23 protein-coding genes and 1 tRNA gene are annotated in these 21,971 nt (G+C 63.2%); 12 read left to right on the plus strand and 12 right to left on the minus strand.

Annotation, left to right across the window (positions count from 1 at the left end; translation table 11 throughout):
• Window positions 1-5: 5 nt before the first annotated feature.
• The 6 genes from NLY42_RS22450 to NLY42_RS22475 form a co-directional block, all read right to left on the minus strand.
• Window positions 6-536, minus strand: a complete 531-nt coding sequence (locus NLY42_RS22450) for a hypothetical protein (protein ID WP_023754882.1) — start codon at window positions 534-536, stop codon at window positions 6-8.
• A 1-nt stretch (window position 537) separates the two neighbouring features.
• The gene (locus NLY42_RS22455; protein ID WP_023754883.1) at window positions 538-2,103 is read right to left on the minus strand and encodes an amidase; all 1,566 of its coding nucleotides are present in this window, start codon (window positions 2,101-2,103) and stop codon (window positions 538-540) included.
• A complete protein-coding gene (locus NLY42_RS22460) occupies window positions 2,103-2,558 on the minus strand; it encodes a GNAT family N-acetyltransferase (RefSeq protein ID WP_023706217.1) in 456 nt (151 codons plus the stop codon). Before NLY42_RS22460 ends, NLY42_RS22455 begins: the two co-directional genes overlap by 1 nt.
• Window positions 2,559-2,565: 7 nt before the next feature.
• Window positions 2,566-2,853, minus strand: a complete 288-nt coding sequence (gatC, locus tag NLY42_RS22465; protein WP_023670999.1) for an Asp-tRNA(Asn)/Glu-tRNA(Gln) amidotransferase subunit GatC — start codon at window positions 2,851-2,853, stop codon at window positions 2,566-2,568.
• Window positions 2,854-2,963: 110 nt separating this feature from the next.
• Window positions 2,964-3,380 (minus strand): hypothetical protein, encoded by a 417-nt coding sequence (locus NLY42_RS22470; RefSeq protein ID WP_023670998.1) that lies wholly within the window; start codon window positions 3,378-3,380, stop codon window positions 2,964-2,966.
• Window positions 3,381-3,424: 44 nt separating this feature from the next.
• The gene (locus tag NLY42_RS22475; protein ID WP_023684673.1) at window positions 3,425-4,132 is read right to left on the minus strand and encodes a metal-dependent hydrolase; all 708 of its coding nucleotides are present in this window, start codon (window positions 4,130-4,132) and stop codon (window positions 3,425-3,427) included.
• A gap of 181 nt (window positions 4,133-4,313) precedes the next feature.
• On the opposite strand from NLY42_RS22475, the gene ruvX reads away from it, so the two are divergent.
• The gene (gene ruvX / locus NLY42_RS22480; RefSeq protein WP_023726663.1) at window positions 4,314-4,820 is read left to right on the plus strand and encodes a Holliday junction resolvase RuvX; all 507 of its coding nucleotides are present in this window, start codon (window positions 4,314-4,316) and stop codon (window positions 4,818-4,820) included.
• Here the strand turns inward: ruvX and NLY42_RS22485 are convergent.
• From NLY42_RS22485 to NLY42_RS22495, 3 genes are all read right to left on the minus strand, one after another.
• Window positions 4,738-5,079, minus strand: a complete 342-nt coding sequence (locus NLY42_RS22485; protein ID WP_023693426.1) for a DUF6105 family protein — start codon at window positions 5,077-5,079, stop codon at window positions 4,738-4,740. The genes ruvX and NLY42_RS22485 overlap by 83 nt on opposite strands.
• Window positions 5,079-5,663: a hypothetical protein gene (locus NLY42_RS22490; RefSeq protein ID WP_023754884.1), complete on the minus strand. Its 585-nt coding sequence runs from the start codon at window positions 5,661-5,663 to the stop codon at window positions 5,079-5,081. Before NLY42_RS22490 ends, NLY42_RS22485 begins: the two co-directional genes overlap by 1 nt.
• Window positions 5,664-5,787: 124 nt before the next feature.
• On the minus strand, window positions 5,788-7,416 hold the full coding sequence (locus NLY42_RS22495) for a DNA alkylation response protein (RefSeq protein WP_023700749.1): 1,629 nt from the start codon (window positions 7,414-7,416) through the stop codon (window positions 5,788-5,790).
• 197 nt (window positions 7,417-7,613) lie between these two features.
• Here NLY42_RS22495 and NLY42_RS22500 point away from each other — a divergent pair, with 197 nt between their 5' ends.
• Genes NLY42_RS22500 through dprA form a run of 4 tightly spaced genes read left to right on the plus strand, consistent with a single transcriptional unit; the run spans window position 7,614 to window position 11,648 of the window.
• On the plus strand, window positions 7,614-8,579 hold the full coding sequence (locus NLY42_RS22500; RefSeq protein ID WP_023706214.1) for an aspartate carbamoyltransferase catalytic subunit: 966 nt from the start codon (window positions 7,614-7,616) through the stop codon (window positions 8,577-8,579).
• Window positions 8,576-9,862 (plus strand): dihydroorotase, encoded by a 1,287-nt coding sequence (locus NLY42_RS22505; protein ID WP_023754885.1) that lies wholly within the window; start codon window positions 8,576-8,578, stop codon window positions 9,860-9,862. The genes NLY42_RS22500 and NLY42_RS22505 overlap by 4 nt, the downstream gene beginning before the upstream one ends.
• A 56-nt stretch (window positions 9,863-9,918) precedes the next feature.
• Window positions 9,919-10,524, plus strand: coding sequence for a glycerol-3-phosphate 1-O-acyltransferase PlsY (gene plsY / locus NLY42_RS22510; protein WP_023696534.1), 606 nt, complete (start codon window positions 9,919-9,921; stop codon window positions 10,522-10,524).
• Window positions 10,521-11,648: a DNA-processing protein DprA gene (gene dprA / locus NLY42_RS22515; RefSeq protein WP_023742459.1), complete on the plus strand. Its 1,128-nt coding sequence runs from the start codon at window positions 10,521-10,523 to the stop codon at window positions 11,646-11,648. The genes plsY and dprA overlap by 4 nt, the downstream gene beginning before the upstream one ends.
• A 219-nt stretch (window positions 11,649-11,867) precedes the next feature.
• Here dprA and NLY42_RS22520 read toward each other — a convergent pair whose 3' ends face one another.
• On the minus strand, window positions 11,868-13,010 hold the full coding sequence (locus tag NLY42_RS22520) for a hypothetical protein (RefSeq protein ID WP_023754886.1): 1,143 nt from the start codon (window positions 13,008-13,010) through the stop codon (window positions 11,868-11,870).
• A 569-nt stretch (window positions 13,011-13,579) separates the two neighbouring features.
• Here NLY42_RS22520 and NLY42_RS22525 point away from each other — a divergent pair.
• The 6 genes from NLY42_RS22525 to NLY42_RS22550 all read left to right on the plus strand — a co-directional run bounded on the left by NLY42_RS22525 (window position 13,580) and on the right by NLY42_RS22550 (window position 19,409).
• Complete coding sequence (locus NLY42_RS22525; RefSeq protein WP_023754888.1) at window positions 13,580-14,464, plus strand: dihydrodipicolinate synthase family protein; 885 nt, start codon at window positions 13,580-13,582, stop codon at window positions 14,462-14,464.
• Between the two features lie 23 nt (window positions 14,465-14,487).
• Window positions 14,488-15,147 (plus strand): GntR family transcriptional regulator, encoded by a 660-nt coding sequence (locus tag NLY42_RS22530; protein ID WP_023706209.1) that lies wholly within the window; start codon window positions 14,488-14,490, stop codon window positions 15,145-15,147.
• A 63-nt stretch (window positions 15,148-15,210) separates the two neighbouring features.
• Window positions 15,211-16,548, plus strand: coding sequence for an ABC transporter substrate-binding protein (locus tag NLY42_RS22535; RefSeq protein ID WP_023696523.1), 1,338 nt, complete (start codon window positions 15,211-15,213; stop codon window positions 16,546-16,548).
• The gene (locus NLY42_RS22540) at window positions 16,548-17,486 is read left to right on the plus strand and encodes a carbohydrate ABC transporter permease (RefSeq protein WP_023754889.1); all 939 of its coding nucleotides are present in this window, start codon (window positions 16,548-16,550) and stop codon (window positions 17,484-17,486) included. Before NLY42_RS22535 ends, NLY42_RS22540 begins: the two co-directional genes overlap by 1 nt.
• A complete protein-coding gene (locus tag NLY42_RS22545) occupies window positions 17,487-18,308 on the plus strand; it encodes a carbohydrate ABC transporter permease (RefSeq protein ID WP_023700756.1) in 822 nt (273 codons plus the stop codon).
• A gap of 39 nt (window positions 18,309-18,347) precedes the next feature.
• Entirely contained in the window at window positions 18,348-19,409 is a 1,062-nt protein-coding gene (locus NLY42_RS22550) for an ABC transporter ATP-binding protein (protein ID WP_023696522.1), read from the plus strand.
• Between the two features lie 49 nt (window positions 19,410-19,458).
• Here NLY42_RS22550 and NLY42_RS22555 read toward each other — a convergent pair.
• Window positions 19,459-19,534 (minus strand) — tRNA-Lys (locus tag NLY42_RS22555).
• A 320-nt stretch (window positions 19,535-19,854) separates the two neighbouring features.
• Here NLY42_RS22555 and NLY42_RS22560 point away from each other — a divergent pair.
• Window positions 19,855-20,355 (plus strand): BA14K family protein, encoded by a 501-nt coding sequence (locus NLY42_RS22560; RefSeq protein WP_023754890.1) that lies wholly within the window; start codon window positions 19,855-19,857, stop codon window positions 20,353-20,355.
• Window positions 20,356-20,446: 91 nt separating this feature from the next.
• Here NLY42_RS22560 and glpK read toward each other — a convergent pair whose 3' ends face one another.
• Window positions 20,447-21,940, minus strand: a complete 1,494-nt coding sequence (gene glpK / locus NLY42_RS22565) for a glycerol kinase GlpK (RefSeq protein WP_023754891.1) — start codon at window positions 21,938-21,940, stop codon at window positions 20,447-20,449.
• Window positions 21,941-21,971 lie beyond the last annotated feature (31 nt).

Raw genomic sequence — 21,971 nt, forward strand, 5'->3', positions numbered from 1 at the left:
CCTGCCTATCTCCAGCTCAAATTGTGACGGCCGATGAAGTGCTCGACCGCACTCGCTACCGCTTCCGCTTCGAGGCGGCTTAACTCCCTGCCGAAAACAAGGACGCCGTTCGCGTTGGTCAAGCTGATGACTTCCGACAGTCCCACTTCGTCCGTGGGATAGGTGTGGTCGAGGATTTCGACCCTAAGATGCCCTTTCAAAGGCAGTGACCACCGATTTCGCAAAGAACCCCTCACCGAGCGCACGGCTGCGGTGTCGGTCAGCCGCAGGGTTTCCCTGCCGAACACCCGCCAGATGAAATCCTTGCCCAGGAAATAGGTGAAGAGGGCAATGACCGCCACGAAGGACAGCAGGCCGAGCGTGCCGCTGGTGAGCGTTGCGGACGACATATCCGTCAATCCCATGTAGCCGGTGTAGGCGACGATCGCGGCCCCGATCAGGACAAAGACTGTCCTGAAATCCGAGGTGCGTGGCGGGTTCGTGATCAGCAGTTCGTTTCCCGTCTCGACGATGGAAATGCGAGACGGAGGCGGCATGCTACCACCACTTTTCCGGCTGGAAGATTCCCGCCGCCTGCTCGATGACGGCGGCTGTCTGGAACAGGGTTTCCTCGTCGAAGGGACGGCCAATCAGCTGCAGGCCGAGCGGCAGGCCCTTGGCATCGAGGCCGGCAGGCACGGCAATGCCCGGCAGTCCGGCCATGTTCACGGTCACCGTGAAAATGTCGTTGAGGTACATTTTCACCGGATCGGCGGCCATGTCCTCGTCAGCGATGCCGAAGGCGGCCGACGGCGTCGCCGGCGTCAGGATAACGTCGACGCCGTCGGCAAAAACCGTCTCGAAGTCGCGCTTGATCAAATTGCGCACCTTCTGCGCCTGCAGATAGTAGGCATCGTAATAGCCTGCCGACAGCACATAGGTGCCGATCATGATGCGACGCTTGACCTCCCGACCGAACCCGGCGGCTCGGGTCTTTTCGTACATGTCGACAATGTCCTGGCCCGGCACGCGCAGGCCGTAGCGGACGCCGTCATAGCGCGCCAGATTGGATGACGCTTCGGCGGGCGCAACGATATAATAAGCCGGCAAAGCGTATTTGGTGTGCGGCAGCGAGATGTCGACGATCTCGGCGCCGGCATCCCTGAGCCAGGCAATGCCCTTCTGCCACAGCGCCTCGATCTCTTCCGGCATGCCGTCGACGCGGTATTCCCGGGGAATGCCGACCTTCATGCCCCTGATCGGTTTGCCGATCGCCGCCTCGTAATCCGGCACCGGCCGGTCGACGGAAGTGGTGTCCTTGGCGTCGACCGAGGCCATGGACTTCAGCATGATCGCGGCATCGCGCACGTCCCGGGCGATCGGGCCCGCCTGATCGAGCGACGAAGCGAAGGCGACGATGCCCCAGCGCGAGCAGCGGCCATAGGTCGGCTTGATGCCGACGGTGCCGGTGAAGGCGGCTGGCTGGCGGATCGAGCCGCCGGTGTCGGTGGCGGTGGCGCCGGCGCACAGGAAAGCCGAGACGGCGGAAGCCGAGCCCCCCGACGAGCCCCCCGGCACCAGTTGGGCATTGTCCAGCGTGCGCGCGGTCTTGGTGCCGCCGGCCGACACGAAACCGCCATCGCCCTGATGCGTGGTCGGCATCACCACCGTGTCGAGGCGTGAACGCCGCCACGGATTGACGACAGGGCCGTAATAGGAGGTCTCGTTGGACGAGCCCATGGCGAACTCGTCCATGTTAAGTTTGCCCAGCATGACGGCGCCGTCTGCCCACAGATTGGCGGTGACGGTCGATTCGTAGCGCGGCTTGAAGCCGTCCAGCACATGGCTGCAGGCCTGGGTGTGGATACCTTCGGTGCCGAACAGGTCCTTGATGCCGAGCGGGATGCCTTCCAGCGCACCGCCCTGGCCCTTGGCGAGCCTGGCGTCGGAAGCTTTGGCCATATCGCGCGCCTTGTCGCCGGTGACGACGATGTAGGCATTGAGCACCGGATTGGCGCGCTCGATGGCACCGAGATAGGCCTCGGTGATTTCGACGGCCGAAATCTCCTTGGCGCGCAGCTTGGCGCGCGCCTGCGAAATTGTCAGATGGGTCAGTTCGCTCATCAAAGGCTCTTTTCGTAAAACACCGACCACTCGGAATCGGGATAATCCAGCACCGGCCCGCAGCGCGAGAAGCCGGCGCGTTCGTAGACGGTCCAGGCGGCGGGATGGCGGTCGCCGGTTTCAAGCACCAGGCGCTTCAGCCCTTCGCTGCGCGCCAGCGTTTCGACATGCTCGACGATCTTGGCGCCGATCTTCCTGCCGCGATGCGAGGGCCGCGTGTACATGCGCTTGACCTCACCGACGCGGGCGTCATGGCGCTTCAGCGCGCCGCAACCGATGGCTTGCCCGTCGTCGCGGGCGATGAACACGGTGGTGTCGTCGCCAGCCATCTGCTCGACCGTCAGATGGTAGCAATGCTCCGGCGGCGTCAGTTCGAGCAGCGTCGCGTTGAGCTCCTCGACCAAAGCGCGGACATCGTCCTGCAGCGGCGTTTCGATGGCGATCTCGATTGCCATCGGCCAGCTACTCCACGACCTTCGGCACGAGGAAGAAATTCTCGTCAGTGGCCGGCGCGTTGGCGACGATATCGGCAGCCTTGTTGCCGTCGGTGACGATGTCTTGGCGCTTCTTCATCTCCATCGGCGTCACCGATGTCATCGGTTCGACGCCGGAGACATCGACCTCGTTCAGCTGCTCGACAAAGCCCAGAATGGCGTTCAGCTCGCCGGTCATGCGCTCGGCATCCTCCTCGCTCACCGCAATGCGGGCGAGACGCGCGACGCGCTTCACAGTTTGCAGATCAACGGACATGTCTTTAGCCTTTGGGAAAACCAGATGGCGCTATAGCGGCGTGGCGCGTGCCGCGCAACATCGATCGTGCTTGGGGATAGAGCCCGTTCATGCCAGGGCGGCATTTCAGCCTAGGGCAGCGATACACCCTCGCACAGATAATAGCTGCCGCCATTGCCGGCCTGCTCGCCTTCGTCGGCGGTCGGGCGCACCGAGACGATGTCGATTTGGGTCGCGTTCATCTGCGTGATCGACAGTATATCGGGAAAGAGAAAGCCCGGCTCCTGGCAGATGGCAGTGACCGCCCAGCTCGGCGAGCGCGTCGCCTTGGTGACCTGGACGAACTCGCAATTATACTCGACGCTTTGCAGGCCGTCCGCCGACAAGATGACATTGCCGGTGTCAATCAGCGTCTGCAGCGTGTCCTTTTTGGCTTGCGCGCAAAGCTCCTGGGTCTGGAGGTAAACGCCCTTGATGAAGTCCTCGGCGGCGGATGCGGGCGACGCAGCGACCAGCATCGAAACGCAAAGAGTCTCTCTCAAACCCATGGTTTAATTCCCCTTTGCGACAAGGGATCGTTTCAACGATCGCTCTATAGTGTGATCGTTTGGCCGATCGCTGGCAAGGCTACGTCGACACCTGACCCTTCGAGGCCGGCCACGAACTTCTCCGCCGTCGCGTCGATGATCGGGAAGGTGCCGAAATGGCAGGGAACGACCGTGTCGAAGTGGAAGAAGCGCCGGCAGGCCAGGGCCGCCACCGCGCCGCCCATGGTGAAGCGGTCGCCGACCGGCACGAGGCCGATCTTCGGCTCATGCAGTTCCTCGATCAGCGCCATATCGGAGAAGATGTCGGTGTCGCCCATATGGTAGAGCGTCTTGTCCTCCGGGAAATGCAGGACCAGCCCGTTGGGATTGCCGAGGTAGACGTTCTGGCCGCCATCGAGCCCAAACGACGAGGAATGCAGTGCCTGCACGAAGGTGGTGGTGAAGGCACCGCAATCGACGGTGCCGCCATGATTGCCGGGATTGATCTTCTTGCCGTCGACGCCCTTGCCGACCAGGTACATGCAGATCTCGTAATTGGCGACCAGCTGGGCGCCGCTCTTCTTCAGCACCTCCACCGCGCCGCTGACATGGTCACTGTGGCCGTGGGTCAAAAGCACATGGGTGACGCCTTCCGCCGGCCCCTCCCAGCCGCTCGTCCATGATGGGTTGCCGACGAGATAGGGGTCGATCAGGATGGTCGCGCCTGATGTCTCGACGCGGAAGGCGGAATGTCCGTACCAGGTCAATTTCATCGATCGTGTTCCTCGATTTTGGTTGCGCCGGAAGATAGAACGCCGGCAGCAAAATTAAAGTGACATAGTGTGCTCGCGGTTCAAAAGAACGTGTCGCGGTCTTTGTTACGGCAAGTCTGGGTCACGGTAAGTCTGGGTCACGGTTAAGACTGGGTCACGGTAAAGCTGGTGGGGAAAGCCGTTGGGCATCATAGCAATCGAGGATCTGCCGTCACGCCTGGAAGGCGGCAGGACGCTGGCCGGGCTCGACCTCGGCGACAAGACGATCGGTGTCGCCGTTTCCGACCGCGGCCTGTCCTTTGCCCATCCGCGCCCTGTCATCCTGCGTAAAAAGTTTTCGCTGGATGCGGCAGCGCTGCTCGCCCAGCTGCAGAAGGATAATGTCGGCGCGTTTGTACTCGGCCTTCCTATCAACATGGACGGCTCGGAAGGTCCCCGCGCCCAGAAGTCGCGCGCCTTCGTGCGCAACATGGCAGGCATAACCGACCTGCCCTTCGTGCTGTGGGACGAGCGGCTGTCGACGGTGGCGGCGGAGCGGACGCTGATCGAGATGGATTTCTCGCGCCGAAAGCGCGCCGGCAAGATCGATTCGGCGGCTGCGGCCTTTATTCTGCAGGGAGTTCTGGACCGGCTCCAGTCGCTTGACCCACGCGATCGGACGGAACCGGATTCCCCGCCTGCCGCCTGACCCAGGCCGTGATGTTGCGGCGGCGGCGAAACGCCCACAATGCCATCAGCAGGAAGCCGTCAAAGACGCAGGCCCTTGCCACCATGCCCGGAATGATCGCCGGATCGATGCCCAGCATCTGCCCGTAGAGCTGGAACACGAAATCATGCAGCTGCCGGCTGAGCATGACGTAGCCGAAATTGATGTCGTTGAGCGACAGGAAGAACCAGCCCCAGAACAGAGCGAGTGGCGCGGCCCACAATGCGAACAGCGTGCGCATCAGTGACCGTCCCTGCGGCTGGAGCCGCCTCTGGGACCGCTGGGACCAATGTCCGGACGGCCGGAAATGCGCGACAGCAAGGAGCCGTGCGCGGCACCCTTGGCCATGGCATTGGCGGTGGCGCGACTCTCTGCCTCCCGCGAAACCATGACGGCGAAGACCGACCTCCGCTCGGCCAGCATGGCGACATAGGAGGCCAGAAGTGCCGCCAATTGCACGGCGACAACCAAAAACAGGCCGTTGATGCCTCGCGCCGCGCCGCCGACCAGGATGAGCGACAACACCGCGGATGCCGAAATGAAGGCGGTCCGCGCCACACTGTCGGCTCCGTCCGGGCTCGCTGCGGCGTTAACCAGGCTCTCGAAGACCCAGCAAAACAGCACCGCCACGACCAGCAAGGCGATGGCCAGCGGCGCCACGACGGCAGCATTGTCGAGATCGGCCAGACGAGTGTTTTCCACGACGACGCCGAGCACGCCCAGAGCGCCCGCAACGCCGCGGTTTCCATCGACACAGATGAACGCCAGCAGGGCGAAAACCAGCGCCCAGTGCAAGGCCAGAAAGGACGTCAAAATGTGCCGCATGGCATTCCTGCTTTGGTGACAAAGACAGTGGGGTCTGCGGCCTGCGGCTGCAACGGAAACCATTCGTTAAGGTTAACGGCTGTCCACAGGCAGGCAAATTCGTTCACGGCCTGGCGGAAGGCCCTCAATTCACCGGCGGATAGAGCGTGTCGATGATCATGCGCGCATCGTGGCGCGAATCGAGCATGCCATAGGTGTTGCGCCACTGGCCGGCGAGCCGCGTCTCGACGAAGGCGTCCGCAATCCGCCCTGCCCCCAGCCGGCGCAATTCCGCAGCTGCCGCCGACAGCGCCAGCTGTTCGGTCAGCAGGCGGGCCGACCCCTCATCGGTGCCGGCGACCTGCATGGCCGCCTTGAGCACGCCAATGGTTCCGCGTCCGCCGGCGCCGAGATCGCGGTCGATGCCGGCCAGCACCTCCTCGAACAGGCCGGGCGCGCGGCCGAGCACGCGCAGCACGTCGAGCGCCATGACATTGCCTGAGCCCTCCCAGATCGCATTGACCGGGGCTTCGCGGTAGTAGCGGGCGAGCGGCGCTTCCTCGACATAGCCATTGCCGCCGAGGCACTCCATCGCCTCATAGAGCAGTGGCGGCGCGATCTTGCAGACCCAGTATTTGACCACCGGGGTCATGGCGCGGGCAAAGGCAGCCTCGCCGCGGTCGCCGGCAGCCTCGTCGAAGGAGCGCGCCAGTCGGAACGAGAGTGCCGTGGCGGCGGCGACATCGAGCGCCATGTCCGCCAGCACGCGCTGCATCAGCGGCTGTTCGATCAGCGTCGAGCCGGCCACCTGGCGATGACGGGCGTGATGCACGGCCTCAGCCAGCCCCGCCCGCATGATTGCCGACGAGGCGACGGCGCAGTCGAGCCGGGTCAGCGTGACCATGTCCATGATCGTCTTTATGCCGGCGCCGGGCTCGCCGACCATCTCGCCGATGGCGTTGACGAACTCTACCTCCGATGAGGCGTTGGAGCGGTTGCCGAGCTTGTCCTTCAGCCGCTGAAAGCGGAAGCCGTTGCCGGAACCGTCGCCGAGGATGCGCGGGACGAGAAAGCAGGAAAGCCCTTCAGGCGCCTGTCCAAGCACGAGAAAAGCGTCCGACATCGGCGCCGACATGAACCATTTGTGGCCGGTGAGGCGATAAAAGCCGCTGCCGGCGCGTTCGGCCCGTGTGGTGTTGGCGCGCACGTCGGTGCCGCCCTGCTTTTCGGTCATGCCCATGCCGAGCGTCAGCCCGGTCTTGTCGACCGGCGGCTTCTGACTCTGGTCGTATTTGCGCGTCGTCACGCGCGGCGCCCATTCGCGAAACAGCTTTGGGCTGGCCATCAGGGCGGCCAGCGAAGCGCTGGTCATGGTGATGGGGCAGAGATGCCCGGTCTCGAGTTCGGCGGTCAGGTAGAAACGCGCGGCGCGCACCTGATGGCGACGGCCGATCTCGCTATCGCCGTTTTCCCAGATCGAGGAATGCAGGCCGCCGGCAACCGAGCGGCGCATCAGCGCATGATAGGCCGGATGGAATTCGACGAGGTCGATGCGCCGGCCCTGACGGTCATGCGTGCGGAGCTTCGGCGTCTCGACATTAGCGAGGCGCGCCAGCTCCTGCGCCTCCTGCGTCAGGACGAACCGGCCAAGCCCGTCGAGGTCCTTGCGCACCGGATCGGAAAAACGCTCGGCAAGCTGGATCAGCAACGGATCGCCCCGCCAGGCGTTGCCGCCCGTCAGCGGCGGCGGCTGGTTGGTCACGTCGTCGGTCACGCCCAATCCTTCTGAAAGTAGAAGGGCCTTCTAACGCTAGAAAGGCACTTATCATCACGAGGCTTCGAATCCGAAGCAATCGGCTAGATATAGCCCAAGGCAGGCGGCGCGCGCGACGAAAATACCGGGGAGAAAGGCCGCAATGCCAAGCTGACGCTTGCGGCAAGGAATTCTCCCCCCTATAGCAGCGCCTTGAGATGACCGACGCTTCGTCCCTGCCGCTTTATCCTCACCGCCATCTTCTGGGCATCCGCGATCTTTCCCCCGGTGACATCGAGCTTCTGCTCGACCGGGCAGATCGCGCCGTCGCCATTTCGCGGCAGTCCGAAAAGAAGACCTCGACGCTGCGCGGCCGCACCCAGATCAACCTCTTCTACGAAGCCTCGACGCGCACGCAGTCGTCGTTCGAACTGGCCGGGAAACGGCTCGGCGCCGACGTCATGAACATGTCGGTGGCGAGCTCTTCGGTGAAGAAGGGCGAGACGCTGATCGACACGGCCATGACTCTGAACGCCATGCGCCCCGACATCCTGATCATCCGCCACCAGTCTGCGGGCGCCGCTGCTCTTTTGGCGCAGAAGGTCGGCTGCTCGGTGGTCAATGCCGGCGACGGCGCGCATGAACACCCGACGCAGGCGCTGCTCGACGCGCTGACCATCCGCCGCGCCAAGGGGCCGCTGTCGAAACTGATCGTAGCGATCTGCGGCGACATCCTGCATTCGCGCGTCGCGCGTTCCAACATCATGCTCTTGAACGCGCTTGGCGCGCAGGTGCGGGTCGTGGCGCCGTCGACGCTGCTGCCCACCGGCATCGAGAAAATGGGCGTCATCGTCTCGCGCTCGATGGCCGAGGGCCTCAAGGGCGCCGACGTGGTGATGATGCTGCGCCTGCAGCGTGAGCGGATGGAAGGCGCCTTCGTGCCTTCGGTACGCGAATATTTCCGCTATTTCGGCCTCGATGCCGAAAAGCTGAAGGCCGCCAAGGACGGCGCGCTGGTGATGCATCCCGGTCCGATGAACCGCGGCGTCGAGATTGCGTCCGAAATCGCCGACGGTCCGCAAAGCGTCATCCAGGAACAGGTCGAGATGGGGGTGGCCGTGCGCATGGCGGTCATGGAAGCGCTGCTCGATCCCCGCCGCAATGCAGAGGGCCGCGGCGCATGAGCACGACGGTCTTTGAGCGCGCCCGCATCGTCGACCCGTCACGCGGCATCGACGAGGTCGGCACCGTCATCGTCGAAGGGAAAAAGATCGTTGCCGCCGGCAAGGCTGCCCTGAACCAGGGCCTGCCGGCGGGAGCCACCGTGGTCGACTGCGCCGGCAAGGCGATCATTCCCGGCCTGATCGACGCGCGCGTCTTCATCGGCGAACCGGGCGGCGAACATCGCGAGACCATCGCTTCGGCCAGCGTTGCGGCGGCGGCCGGCGGCGTCACCTCCGTCGTTATGATGCCCGACACCGACCCGGTGATCGACAATGTCGCGCTGGTCGAATTCGTGCTGCGCACCGCCCGGGACACGGCCAGCGTCAACATCTTTCCGGCGGCGGCGATCACCAAAGGCCTCGCCGGTCGCGAGATGACCGAATTCGGCCTGTTGCGCGAGGCCGGTGCGGTCGCCTTCACCGATGGGCGGCACACAATATCCAGCGCACTGGTGATGCGCCGGGCGCTGACCTATGCCCGCGATTTCGGCGGCGTCATCGCACATGAGACACAGGATGGCGACCTCGCTTCGGCGGGCGTGATGAATGAAGGCCTGTATGCCAGCTGGCTCGGCCTTGCCGGCATTCCGCGCGAGGCCGAGTCCATCCCGCTGGAGCGCGACCTGGCGCTGGCACGGCTGACGCGCGGCGCCTACCACGCGGCCAAGATCTCGACGGCGATGGCAGCGCAAGCGATGACGCGCGCGAAAGCCGACAAGGCCAGTGTCACGGCGGGCGTGGCGATCCACAATCTGTCGCTGAACGAGAACGATGTCGGGGAATACCGCACCTTCTTCCGGCTGACGCCGCCTTTGCGCGCGGAGGAAGACCGGCTGGCCATGATCGAGGCGGTCAAGGACGGCACGATCGACATCATCGTCTCCTCGCACGACCCGCAGGATGTCGACACCAAGCGCCTTCCCTTCGCCGATGCAGCTGCCGGCGCGATCGGGTTGGAGACGCTGCTTGGAGCAGCGCTTCGGCTCTACCACAATGGGGACGTGCCGCTACTTCGGCTGGTCGAAACACTGTCCACCGCACCAGCAAGGCTGTTCGGCCTGCCGGGCGGCACGCTGAAGCCGGGAGCGCCGGCCGATCTTGCGCTGATCGACCTTGAAGAACCCTGGATCGTGAGTGAAAGCGGCATCCGCTCGCGCTCGAAAAACACCTGCTTCGAAGGTGCGCGGCTGCAAGGCATGGTCTTGCAAACGCTGGTGGCGGGCCGCACAGTGTTTTCGAGCTAGAGCGATCGCGCCACGTCGCAGACCGATATGTTGCTGGGGAAATGCGGGGGCAAACAATGAGTTATAACGTTATCCTGGCATTGCTGTTCGGCTATCTCCTCGGCTCGATTCCCTTCGGCCTCTTGATCACCCGCGCGGCCGGCCTCGGCGATGTGCGCAAAATCGGCTCCGGCAATATCGGCGCCACCAACGTTCTGCGCACCGGCAACAAGGGCCTCGCCGCCGCGACGCTGGTGCTCGACGCGTTGAAGGGTACGGCGGCGGTGATGATCGCGCGCCATTTTGGACACGACTACGGACTGTGGGCCGGCCTTGGACTCTGGGCGGGCCTTGGCGCCTTCCTTGGCCATCTGTTTCCGGTCTGGCTCGGTTTCAAGGGCGGCAAGGGCGTGGCGACCTATCTCGGCGTGCTGATCGCGCTCGGCTGGCATGTGGCGCTGATTTTTATCGTCGTCTGGCTGGCGATGGCTTTTCTGTTTCGCTATTCCTCGCTGGCAGCGCTGACGGCGGCGGTCATCGTGCCGATCGCGCTTTATTTCTGGAGCACACCTGAGACCGCCGGGCTGTTCCTGGTGATGAGCCTGATCGTCATCTTCAAACATCGCGCCAACATTTCGCGCCTTCTTGCCGGCACCGAAGGCAAGATCGGAGCCAAGGGTTGAGCAAGCCCGCCGCCGGGCCGCGCCTCAGCGACCGGCAGCGGCTGAGCTGGCTGCGGCTGATCCGCACACAAAATGTCGGCCCGGCCTCGTTTCGCGAATTGATCAACCGCTTTGGTTCGGCGGAGGCGGCGTTGGAGATGCTGCCCGAGCTGATGATTTCGGGCGGAGCCAAAAGGATCATGCGCATTCCTTCCGTGGAGGAAGCCGAAGCGGAACTCGACGCAGCCAGTGAAAACGGCGCCCGCTTCGTCGGCATCGGCGAGGCCGACTACCCGCCGATGCTGAAAAACATGGACAATCCGCCGCCACTGATTGCCGTGAAGGGCGAGGCAGCCGTCTTTCGCCTGCCGGCGGTGGCCATCGTCGGCGCCCGCAACGCGTCGCTCGCCGGCATCAAGATGGCGCGCATGCTGGCGGCGGATCTTGGCCGCGACGGCTACGTCATCGTTTCCGGCCTGGCGCGCGGCATCGACACGGCAGCACACCAGGGCAGTCTCTCGACTGGTACAGTGGGTGTGCTGGCCGGTGGGCTCGATGTCCCCTACCCGCCCGAAAATATCGGCTTGTGCGAAGACATTGCCGAGCGTGGCGGCGCCGTTATTTCGGAAATGCCGTTCGGCTGGCAGCCGCGGGCGCAGGATTTTCCGCGCCGCAACCGGCTTGTCGCGGGCGCCGCCCTCGGACTGGTGGTCATCGAAGCTGCGCAACGCTCCGGCTCGCTGATCAGCGCGCGCCTGGCCGGCGAGATGGGCCGGCTGGTCTTTGCCGTACCGGGTTCGCCGCTCGATCCGCGCTGCGCCGGCTCCAACGGGCTGCTCAAGGATGGCGCCACCCTGGTCACCGAGGCGGCCGACGTTTCCGGTGCGATCGCACCCTTGGCGGGCACGCGAACGCGAAGCATTGCGCCGCCAGAAAAGGCACCCGATTTTTCGGCAACACCCCCGCCCGGTGAGGACGAACGCAGCGGCGTGCTCGAGGCGCTGGGCCCAACGCCGGTGGGCGTGGACGAGATCATCCGCCACACCGGCCTCAACGCCGCGCAAGTCTCCATGGTGCTGCTGGAACTCGACCTTGCCGGCCGCATCGAGCGCCATGCCGGCGGCAATGTCTCACTGGTTTCGTGACGTTCCAGCCGATCCCGCCGCACGTCGGCCGCAACTCACGCGTCGAGGGTCACGCCGGCGGCGCCAACGCCGGTACAGATGCCACCGCAGGGTATTTTCCAGGCGGCTCTCGGAAAAGCACTCCGCCATTCCAGGGCTCTCCGTTGCACTGACGATCACGCTCGCAATGGCATACTCTCGACAGCTGACGAAAACCGGGCTCGACGGTCTGCGCATCAGTCAGCGGAACAGATACTTCGATACCTCCGGATTGCCACGGCGCCACATCACATTGTCCAGAAAATAATGGTGCACATTGATGAAGATGAGCACGATGAAGAAGAACAGCGATGACCCCAGCACTTGCCTGTCATACGGGATCAAGGCCGTCAGCGCGGATGGGATCAGCCAGAAGCCGAGATAGCCAAGGGCGGTGCCGCCGACGATAAAGCCGAAGAGCCGAAACCTGTAGAGGGGGCCGAGAAAGGACAGGATTTTCGGCTGCGGATCGCCTTCGGCATCGGAACTGTCTCGCTCGACGTTCGTCTGGTAGCGCCAGACCACGGCGAGATACTGCAGCGAGTGGAGCGCGGGCACGATCAGCAGCCAGAGCGGGTTTACGCGCGCAATCAGGATCCAGAGATAGAGCGACGCGACATAGGCCACCAAACCGTTATAGGGCAGGCCGCCGCCGTTCTTTCGCCAGCGATTGGCCAACATCAAAAGCGTGGCCGCCGTCGACGCAACGGCCGCCAGCATGCCGATGTCGGTAATCCAGGAAGGGGCCGCGAATGTGTAATAGTCCAGGCCATAATATTTGCCCTGGGTGACCGCCGTATTCGTCTGCAGCCATGCCAGGATCCACACCGCATAGGAGTTCACCAGCAGCACCTTCTTGTCGCGGTCGTCGAAGAATTTGCGCTTCAGCACCGCATCCACCATCAGCATGCCGTAGCCCTGCTTGACGTAGTGCCAACCGACAAAAAAGAACATCGCGTTGGTGGCATAGCCGAGCAGGCGCGTGTTCGCCGCCGCCGCGCCATAAGCAAAGAACCCGGCCATGACGAGGGGCACGACAATGCCCGCGAAGATGTAGCGAAGCTGCAGACTCCTGTCGTAGCCGTCGCCCGTCACCTTGCGCCCGAAATTGCGGTAGAAAAGCTGGTAGGAGTGGGCGAAGTGGGGATAGTTCACGAGATAGGCAACGATCACCATAGTTGCGGCCACCGGACCCTCATATTCGAGGGGAACGAGAAACAGCACCGGCAGGATGAGAAACGCGCTGCCGCCCAGCATGAGGAAATCGGCGACCGGGCCGAAGAGGTATTTTTGAGGCGCCGCCGCCTTAGGAGCGACAACATCGGCCGAAAGCTGAAGTGTCATGTCAGAACCCTCCCCTGGGAAGGGCTGAGTTTAGCCAGCGACTGATGTGGCGACAAGGTTGCGCCGTCGATTGGCAACCAACTTAGCCAAGCCCCATCTCCAACCTCAGATGGGCTGCGTTTGTCACGATCCCTCCCAACAACATGAACACGGGAACTGCAATTCCCACCGCTCCTAGCTCCTGTGCAACAAGCGCAGAACCGAAAAAGGCAGCCAAGCCAACAAAGAGGGAAATCGGTATAAAAAGAGCCGCCCTCGTTAGGCCTTTGCGGTAAATGACATACGCCGAAGGGCCTAGCCATAAAAGCATCAGCGCTAAGATCCCGATCACGTCGTTGCCCCTAATTGCATCGCGCCAGATGCTTTTGATGAGATCAGCCCGCCGCTACCTCGTCAAGCGCAGGGCCGCGCGCTGGATAGAGTTGACCACCTTCGCATCGGTGCCGAAAACGGTCCGCACATCCCATTCCGTCATACCCCTCCTCTGATCGTAAAAAAAACCGGCACGATTTGCTACTAACATGTTAGTGTGCTAGCACAGCATACATACCTGCTTCGGAGACCTTCCGGTGACATCACGCTTTGGACTTTCGGCCGCTCTCGCCACGCCTTTCGATGCCCGCGGGCAGATCGCCACCGCCCCCATGATCGCTCAGGCCAAAAGTTGCCTGGCGCAGGGTTGCGGCAGCGTGACGCTTTTCGGCACCACAGGGGAAGGCGCATCGGTGGGCACGACGGAGCGGCGGTCGGTGACCGAAGCCATGCTGGCTGCTGGAATCCTGCCGCATCAACTCGTTGCCGGCGTGCTGGTCGGCGCCGCCGAAGACGCCGCCGAACAGGCACAGCATGCCTTGCAGCGCGGCGCCCGAAACATTCTGCTGGCCCCGCCAAGCTACTTCAAGAATGTCGGCGAGGACGGTCTTTTCGGCTGGTTCTCCGCCGTCTTTGCCGCGCTCGGCCCCCTCGCCCGTGACGTGCTGCTCTACAACATCCCTTCGGTTACCATGGTGCAGCTTTCGCTTGGCCTGATCGGCCGGTTGCGCACTGCTTTTCCCGACGTGGTCGCCGGGGTGAAGGATTCCGGTGGAAATTGGAGCTACAGCGAGGCGCTGCTTGCCGCCCATGGCGATCTGGTGATCCTGATCGGCGATGAAAGGCATCTGGCGCGTGCGGTGCGACTGGGTGCTCAAGGCGCAATCTCGGGCATGGCCAATTTCGTCCCGGGCGAAATCCGCGCCATGGCCGAGGACGGGCGCGACGATCCTCGCGTCGAGAGTTTTGTGCTCGAATTGCTCAAATATCCGGTCACCCCGGCGGTAAAGGTGATGGTGGCGCGCAAGACCGGCGACGAGCGCTGGCTGGCGGTCCGTCCGCCGCTGGAGCCGATCGCGTTGCAAGGGCAGCAGCAGCTTGCCTCAGCCTATGACAGCTTGTTTGCCAGGGAACCGGCCTGACCGGCAAAGGGAAGCGCGCCGAAATGGAAGACGGCAACGAACCGACCACCCTCAGGGAGAAGGCCTATGCCAGCTTCACGCGGCATTTGCTGGCGCGCGACTTCAAGCCAGGCCAGTTCGTGTCGCAACGTGAGCTGGTTGCCTTCACCGGACTGCCGCTCGGCGCCATTCGCGAGATCGTGCCGCGTCTCGAGGCGGAAGGACTGCTGACGACCATTCCGCAGCGCGGCATGCAGATCGCCCATATAGATATCAGCCTGATCCGCGAGGCCTTTCAGTTCCGCCTGTTCATGGAGCGTGAAGCGGTGGCGCTGTTTACGGTCAGCGCCTCCGATGCCGAGCTTGCCCGCTTGCGGCGCGAGCATGAGGACATGCATGCCCAGGCGCTGGCGCAGACCCCGACGCCGGAGATGGAGGCCAAGGCGCAGACCATCGACTGGGCCATGCACGACACGTTCATCGATGCGCTGGGCAACGAGATCATCGCCAAGGCCTATCTGGTCAATTCGGTGAAGATCCGCCTGATCCACCAGGAGCGGTTCCGTATCGACGGGCGCGTCGTGCCGGTGATGCGCGAGCACCTGGCGGTGATCGAAGCCATGGAGAGCCGCGATCCAGGGAAGGCGGTCGAGGCGATCAGTCTGCATATCGACAAGGCGCGCCGGCTGGCGCTGCAGATCTGAGGAAACCTGAGCCGCACCGCGGTCCGCGATGCAATCGACAACGACAACAACCGGGAGGAAGACATGTCGTCCAATCTGTTCAACCCAACCAGGAGGCAACTGCTTCAGGGAACCGCGGCGCTTGCCGCCGCCGGCTTTGCGGGCGTTCGCCCAAGCTTTGCCGCCGGCGTCGACTGGAAGCGCTTTGCGGGAACGACGCTTGACGTCAATCTGGTGAAAAGCCCGCGCAGCGACACGCTGATAAAATACATCGCCGAGTTCGAGGAACTGACCGGGATCAAGGTCAATGCCGAAGCGACGCCGGAACAGCAGCAGCGCCAGAAGACGGTGATCGAACTGAGCTCCGGCAAACCGAGCTTCGACGTCGTGCATCTGAGCTACCACGTGCAGAAGCGCCAGTTCGAAAAGGGCGACTGGCTGGCCGACATATCAGGCTATCTCGCTGACCCGACCCTGACCGATCCTGCGCTGGTGGAAACCGATTTCGCCGATGCCGGCATGCTGTTTGCCAAGGACGGCCAGGGCGTGTTGCGCTCGCTGCCGTTCTCAGTCGACTACTGGATCGTCTACTGGAACAAGGAATTGTTCGAGGCCAAGGGCCTCAAATACCCTGAAACCTTCGAGCAACTGGTGGCGGCCGCCGAAGCGCTGACCGACCCATCGACCAACACCTACGGCTTTGTCGCCCGCGGCCTCAAGAACGCCAACACGCCGGTGTGGACGTCGCTTATGCTCGGCTACGACATGACGCCGCTCGACGACAAGGGCAAGCTGCGCACGACCTCGCCCGAGGCGGTCGAGGCGGCCAGCCTCTACCAGCGGCTGATGACCAAGTCGGCGCCTCCAGGCGTCACCGGATTCAACTGGGCCGAAGCCCAGTCCGCCTTCCTGCAAGGCAAGATCGGGATGTGGTTCGATGGCGTCGGCTTTGCCCCGCCAATGGAAAATCCGGAAAAGTCACGAGTTGTCGGCAAGGTTGGCTACGGCGTCATGCCCAAGGGGCCTAAGGCGCATGCCGCCGGCACCTTTGGCGACGGCCTCGGCGTGACGGCCGCCAGCGAGAAGAAGGAGGCCGCCTACCTCTTCTGCCAGTGGGCGATTTCGCCCGCGATGGGCGCGCGCCTGCTGCAGGCGGGTGCCGGCGTGCCGTTCCGCAAGTCGGTGCTGGAAAATCCCAAGGTGCGCGAAGGCGTCACCATGCCGGCGAGTTGGCTCGATGCCGTGGTCGGCTCGGGCAATGTCAGCCGGCTGTCGCTGCCGGTCATCATTCCGGTCACCGAGTTCCGCGACATCTATGGCGTGGCGCTGACCAATCTGATCGCCGGCGCCGATCCGGCGGAGGAACTGAAGAAGGCCACCGAGCAGTTCCAGCCGGTGCTCGACCGGAGCGAGCAAGGCTGATGTCCGCCACCACCCCAGAACGCACCGGGGTGACGACGCAAGCCATCGAAGGGAGCCAGACCATCCGGCTGGCTCCCAACTACTGGCCTTTCGTCGTCCCGGCGCTCGTCGTCGTCGGCGCCGTGATCGTCTTTCCCTGGGCCTTCACACTGTGGATGAGCGTCAACCGCTGGACCCTCGGCCAGGCGCGAAGCTTTGCCGGGATGGAAAATTACCTGCGGCTGGCCGTCGACCAACGCTTCTGGGAATCGCTTTTCCATACGCTGACCTACACGGCGCTTTCGGTTGCGGCGCCGATGTTCCTCGGCACTGTCGCGGCGCTGATCTTCGACGCCAAATTTCCGCTGCGCGGCCTGTTGCGCGGCGTCTTCGTCATGCCGATGATGGCAACGCCAGTCGCCGTGGCGCTGGTCTGGACGATGATGTTCCATCCCCAGCTCGGCGTGCTCAACTATCTGTTGTCGCTGGTCGGCATCCCGGCGCAGGAATGGATCTTTAATGCCAGGACGGTCATCCCGTCCCTGGTTGCGGTCGAGACATGGCAGTGGACGCCGCTGGTGATGCTGATCGTGCTGGGCGGCTTGGCCTCCGTGCCGCGCGAGCCCTTCGAGAGCGCCGAGATCGATGGCGCCAACGCCTGGCAGCAATTCCGCTATCTCACCTTGCCGATGATCGCGCCGTTCCTGATGATCGCGATGATCATCCGCACCATCGATGCGCTGAAAAGTTTTGACATCATCTATGCCATGACCCAAGGCGGACCGGGCACGGCCTCGGAAACCATCAACATCTATCTCTACAACACCGCCTTCTCCTACTACGACATCGGCTATGGCTCGGCCATGGCCGTGGTGTTCTTCATCGTCATCGTCGCGCTGTCCTTCATCCTGCTGATGCTGCGCCAGCGCTCCCAATGGATCGGGGTGGAGGGCAAATAGATGAGTTCACGGCTGCTCAACCGGATCGGGCTGTTTTTCGCGGCTCTGGTCTTCGTCTCGCCGGCGATCCTGTTCTTCCTCTGGATGATCTCGCTGTCGCTGAAGTTCGAGATCGACAACGGTGCATACCCGCCGATCCTGATCCCGGAACATCTCGCCTGGTCGAACTATGTGAAGGTATTCGAGGAGAACAATTTCCTGCTCTATTTCTGGAATTCGGTTCTGGTGACGGGCACGGCAACGTTGCTCGCGCTGCTCATCGGCGTGCCGGCCGGCTATGGCATCGCGCGGCTCAAGGCCGAACGCTCGGCGGTGGTCATCATGATCGCCCGCATGACGCCGGGGCTTTCCTATCTCATTCCGCTGTTCCTGCTGTTCCAGTGGGTCGGCATTCTCGGCACGCTGTGGCCGCAGATCATCATCCATCTGGTGGTGACGGTGCCGATCGTGGTCTGGGTGATGATCGGCTATTTCGAGACCACGCCGATGGAGCTGGAAGAAGCGGCCAACATCGATGGCGCCAGTTCCTGGCAGGTGTTCCGGCTGGTCGCCTTGCCCATCGCCAAGCCGGGCATTGTCGTCGCCTTCATCCTGTCGATCATCTTCTCATGGAACAATTTCGTCTTCGGCATTGTGCTCGCCAGCCGCGAGACCCGCACGCTGCCGGTCGCCGTCTACAACATGCTTTCCTACGAGCAGGTGAGCTGGGGCCCGCTCGCCGCCGCAGCACTTGTGGTCACGCTGCCGGTGCTGGTGCTGACCCTGTTCGCGCAAAGGCAGATCGTCGCCGGGCTGACCGCAGGCGCCGTCAAGGGCGGCTGAGGCACGGCCCCGACATCACTCATTTCCGGGAGAGATCCAATGGCATCGGTAACAATCAACAACGTTCAGAAGGCTTTCGGAGCCGCCAAGATCATCCACGATGTCAGCGTCGACATCGCCGATGGCGAATTCGTCATCCTGGTCGGGCCGTCGGGCTGCGGAAAGTCGACGCTGCTGCGCATGATTGCCGGACTGGAAACGATCTCGGGCGGCAGGATCGCCATTGGCGATCGCGTCGTCAACAATCTCAGGGCGCGCGACCGAAACATCGCCATGGTGTTCCAGAACTACGCGCTCTATCCGCATATGACGGTGGCCGACAATATGGGCTTTGCCCTGAAGATCAAGAAAGCCGATCCGGCCGACACCGCCGGCCGCGTCGGCAGGGCCGCCAGCATTCTCGGCCTGGACAAGCTGCTCGACCGCTATCCGCGTCAGCTTTCCGGCGGCCAGCGCCAGCGCGTCGCCATGGGCCGCGCCATCGTGCGCGACCCGCAGGTGTTCCTGTTCGACGAGCCGCTGTCCAATCTCGACGCCAAATTGCGCGTGCAGATGCGCGGCGAGATCAAGGCGCTGCACCAGCGGCTCGGGACCACAACCATCTACGTCACGCACGACCAGATCGAGGCCATGACCATGGCCGACAAGATCGTCGTGCTGCATGACGGCCTTGTCGAACAGATCGGCGCGCCGCTCGATCTCTACGATCGCCCGGCCAACCTCTTCGTTGCCGGCTTCATCGGCTCGCCGGCGATGAATTTCATTCGCGGCCATGTCGAGGAAGGTGTTTTCCGCAGCGCCGGTGGACTGATCTTGCCGCTGCCGGAAGGCATCGACCTGACCAACATTCCCGGCGGCGACCTCATCTACGGCATCCGCCCCGAACACATCCGAGCGACGACCGCCAAAGGAATCCCCGGCACGATCGTGCTTCTGGAAGCAACGGGTTCGGAAATCTTTGCCAGGGTCGACTGCGCCGGAGAAGAAATCTCCTGCCTTTTCCGCGAGCGGCTGGCACTGAAACAGGGCGAGCAGATGCGCATCGAGATCGACCGCGCCTGTGCTCATCTGTTCGACGTCAAGACCGGGCGGCGATTGTAGGCGGCGATGGGGGCTGCTGACAGGGAGCAACTTCCGCACGAAATATTTCTGGTGAGCGCGTCGGGGTTCGAACCCGAGACCTACTGATTAAAAGTCAGTTGCTCTACCGGCTGAGCTACGCGCTCCCGCGGGCTCTAAAGGCCGCCCTCGAAATTGCGCGGAACATAGGGAGAGTGCCGCGACCGGTCAACCGGAAAAAGATGGCCGTTCCACCGGGGTTTCAGCCATCGCCCGACGCGCCGCAAATTGCGTCGTCACCAGTCCGGTGAGCCGCTCCCGCAACGTGGTCGCCGCTTCGATCTGTTGGCGCGCGAGACGCCTTTTCTCTCGCGCCGAATTCGAGAAACATTACAAATCAGCAACTTACTGTTTTGGTGGGAACCATCGCACGAACGGGCCGTTTTCGTCTCACAAGGGACGTCAACCACCCTTCAAGGAGAAGATCATGAACAAGATCGCAACGGGTCTACTGGCGACCACCCTGTCAATTTCGTTTGCCGCGGCCGCCGCTATGCCGGCCAATGCCGCCCAGATGTTCGTGCCCCGGTCATCAGCAACTTCGTCCGACATCGTGAATGTGGGCGATTCTCGTCATGACAACTGGCGGTGGATGCGCCATGGCAACCGCAATTCCGGCAATCGCGATTTCCGCGTGGGCCGCCAGTTCTCGCGCAACAATGATGGCGGCAGCTATTGGAATGGCCATCGCGGCTATCGCGAATATCACCGCGGCTATCGCCGTCACGGCGACTACTGGTTCCCGCTGGCTGCCTTCGCCACCGGCGCTTTGATCACCGGTGCGATCGTCAACAGCGAGAACAACCGCGTCTACGGCGGCGATGCGCATGTGCAGTGGTGCTACGACCGCTATCGCTCCTACCGCGCCTCGGACAACACATTCCAGCCCAACTACGGCCCTCGGCGGCAGTGTAATTCGCCCTATTGATGTGTTTAGGGCGAAGTTAGGGTAGGACGGAGCCTGCGCCGGCAACGGGCGCGGGCTTCGTCTTTTCGCGGACTTGGTCTTAAGTGCGAAATCAGGACGCGCTCAATGTCCGGCGCACCGCGTCGCGCCAACCCGCCAGTTTTGCCGAGCGGGTGTCGGCATCCATGTCCGGCTTGAAGCGGCGCTCGAGCGCCCAACTCCTGGCAAAATCCTTCGCCTTCGGCAACACACCCGCCTTCGAGCCGGCAAGCCACGCTGCGCCCAGCGCCGTCGTCTCCAGAATGGTCGGGCGATCGACCGGGGCATCGAGGATATCGGCCAGCCGCTGCATGGTCCAGTCGGAGGCCACCATGCCGCCGTCGACGCGAAGCACGGTTTTGGCCGATGCCCCCTTCCAGTCCTTGCGCATGGCGTCGAGGAGATCGCGCGTCTGGTAGGCGACGGATTCAAGCGCCGCGCGGGCAAACTCCGCCGGGCCTGAGTTGCGCGTCAGCCCGAAGATCGCGCCACGCGCTTCGGCGTCCCAATGCGGCGCGCCGAGACCGACGAAAGCCGGCACCAGATAGACGTTCTGTGTGGGGTCGGCGGTTGCAGCCAAAACGCCGCTATGCTCGGCCTTGCCGATCACCTTGATGCCGTCGCGCAGCCATTGCACGGCGGCACCGGCGATGAAGATCGAGCCTTCCAAGGCATAGGTGGTCTTGCCGTTCAGCCGATAGGCGATGGTGGTCAACAGCCGGTTCTTCGAGCGCACCAGATCGGCGCCGGTGTTGAGCAGCGCAAAGCAGCCGGTGCCATAGGTCGATTTCATCATGCCTGGCTCGAAACAGGCCTGGCCGATGGTCGCTGCGTGCTGATCGCCGGCCACGCCAAGGATTTTGATTTCGGCGCCAAACAGGCTTTTTTCCGTCACGCCGTAGTCGTCGGCGCAATCCTTGACCTCAGGCAGCATCGCCACCGGGATGCGCAGGATGGAGAGCAGCTCGTCGTCCCAGACATTTTTCTCGATGTTATAGACCAGCGTGCGCGAGGCGTTGGTGGCATCCGTCGCATGCACCTTGCCGCCGGTCAGCCGCCAGATCAAAAAACTGTCGATAGTGCCGGCGAGCAGTTCGCCCTTTTCGGCGCGCTTTCTCGCACCGTTTACCTTGTCCAGCATCCAGGCGATCTTGGTGCCGGAGAAATAGGGATCGAGCAGCAGGCCGGTCTTTTTGGTGAACTTTTTCTCCAGGCCGTGTTTTTTCAGCTTCTGGCACAGCGGCGCGGTGCGGCGGTCCTGCCAGACGATGGCATTGTGGATCGGCTTGCCGGTCGCCTTGTCCCAGATGACGACGGTTTCGCGCTGGTTGGTGATGCCGATCGCCGCCACATCCGAGGCCTCGCGGCCGGCGGCCTTCAGCGCGCCTTTGACCGTCGCGACGACGCTTGCCCAGATCTCTTCCGGATCATGCTCCACCCAGCCGGAGGCAGGATAATGCTGCGTGAATTCCTGCTGCTTGCTGCCGGCGACCTTCATCGCGCCGTCGAACAGGATCGCCCTGGTCGATGTCGTACCCTGGTCGATTGCAAGGATGTATCCGGTCATTAGTCCTCCCGGTAGCTCGCCTATACAAACA

Origin of the sequence: Mesorhizobium sp. C372A, from assembly GCF_030323245.1 — a bacterium.
Taxonomy (GTDB): Bacteria; Pseudomonadota; Alphaproteobacteria; order Rhizobiales; family Rhizobiaceae; genus Mesorhizobium.

Bases quoted from the DNA above. Each gene is read 5' to 3' on its own strand.
- NLY42_RS22450 (WP_023754882.1), bottom strand. From the start codon at position 536: ATGCCGCCTCCGTCTCGCATTTCCATCGTCGAGACGGGAAACGAACTG.
- NLY42_RS22455 (WP_023754883.1), bottom strand. From the start codon at position 2,103: ATGAGCGAACTGACCCATCTGACAATTTCGCAGGCGCGCGCCAAGCTG.
- NLY42_RS22460 (WP_023706217.1), bottom strand. From the start codon at position 2,558: ATGGCAATCGAGATCGCCATCGAAACGCCGCTGCAGGACGATGTCCGC.
- gatC (WP_023670999.1), bottom strand. From the start codon at position 2,853: ATGTCCGTTGATCTGCAAACTGTGAAGCGCGTCGCGCGTCTCGCCCGC.
- NLY42_RS22470 (WP_023670998.1), bottom strand. From the start codon at position 3,380: ATGGGTTTGAGAGAGACTCTTTGCGTTTCGATGCTGGTCGCTGCGTCG.
- NLY42_RS22475 (WP_023684673.1), bottom strand. From the start codon at position 4,132: ATGAAATTGACCTGGTACGGACATTCCGCCTTCCGCGTCGAGACATCA.
- NLY42_RS22485 (WP_023693426.1), bottom strand. From the start codon at position 5,079: ATGCGCACGCTGTTCGCATTGTGGGCCGCGCCACTCGCTCTGTTCTGG.
- NLY42_RS22490 (WP_023754884.1), bottom strand. From the start codon at position 5,663: ATGCGGCACATTTTGACGTCCTTTCTGGCCTTGCACTGGGCGCTGGTT.
- NLY42_RS22500 (WP_023706214.1), top strand. From the start codon at position 7,614: ATGACCGACGCTTCGTCCCTGCCGCTTTATCCTCACCGCCATCTTCTG.
- NLY42_RS22505 (WP_023754885.1), top strand. From the start codon at position 8,576: ATGAGCACGACGGTCTTTGAGCGCGCCCGCATCGTCGACCCGTCACGC.
- plsY (WP_023696534.1), top strand. From the start codon at position 9,919: ATGAGTTATAACGTTATCCTGGCATTGCTGTTCGGCTATCTCCTCGGC.
- NLY42_RS22520 (WP_023754886.1), bottom strand. From the start codon at position 13,010: ATGACACTTCAGCTTTCGGCCGATGTTGTCGCTCCTAAGGCGGCGGCG.
- NLY42_RS22530 (WP_023706209.1), top strand. From the start codon at position 14,488: ATGGAAGACGGCAACGAACCGACCACCCTCAGGGAGAAGGCCTATGCC.
- NLY42_RS22535 (WP_023696523.1), top strand. From the start codon at position 15,211: ATGTCGTCCAATCTGTTCAACCCAACCAGGAGGCAACTGCTTCAGGGA.
- NLY42_RS22540 (WP_023754889.1), top strand. From the start codon at position 16,548: ATGTCCGCCACCACCCCAGAACGCACCGGGGTGACGACGCAAGCCATC.
- NLY42_RS22545 (WP_023700756.1), top strand. From the start codon at position 17,487: ATGAGTTCACGGCTGCTCAACCGGATCGGGCTGTTTTTCGCGGCTCTG.
- NLY42_RS22550 (WP_023696522.1), top strand. From the start codon at position 18,348: ATGGCATCGGTAACAATCAACAACGTTCAGAAGGCTTTCGGAGCCGCC.
- NLY42_RS22560 (WP_023754890.1), top strand. From the start codon at position 19,855: ATGAACAAGATCGCAACGGGTCTACTGGCGACCACCCTGTCAATTTCG.
- glpK (WP_023754891.1), bottom strand. From the start codon at position 21,940: ATGACCGGATACATCCTTGCAATCGACCAGGGTACGACATCGACCAGG.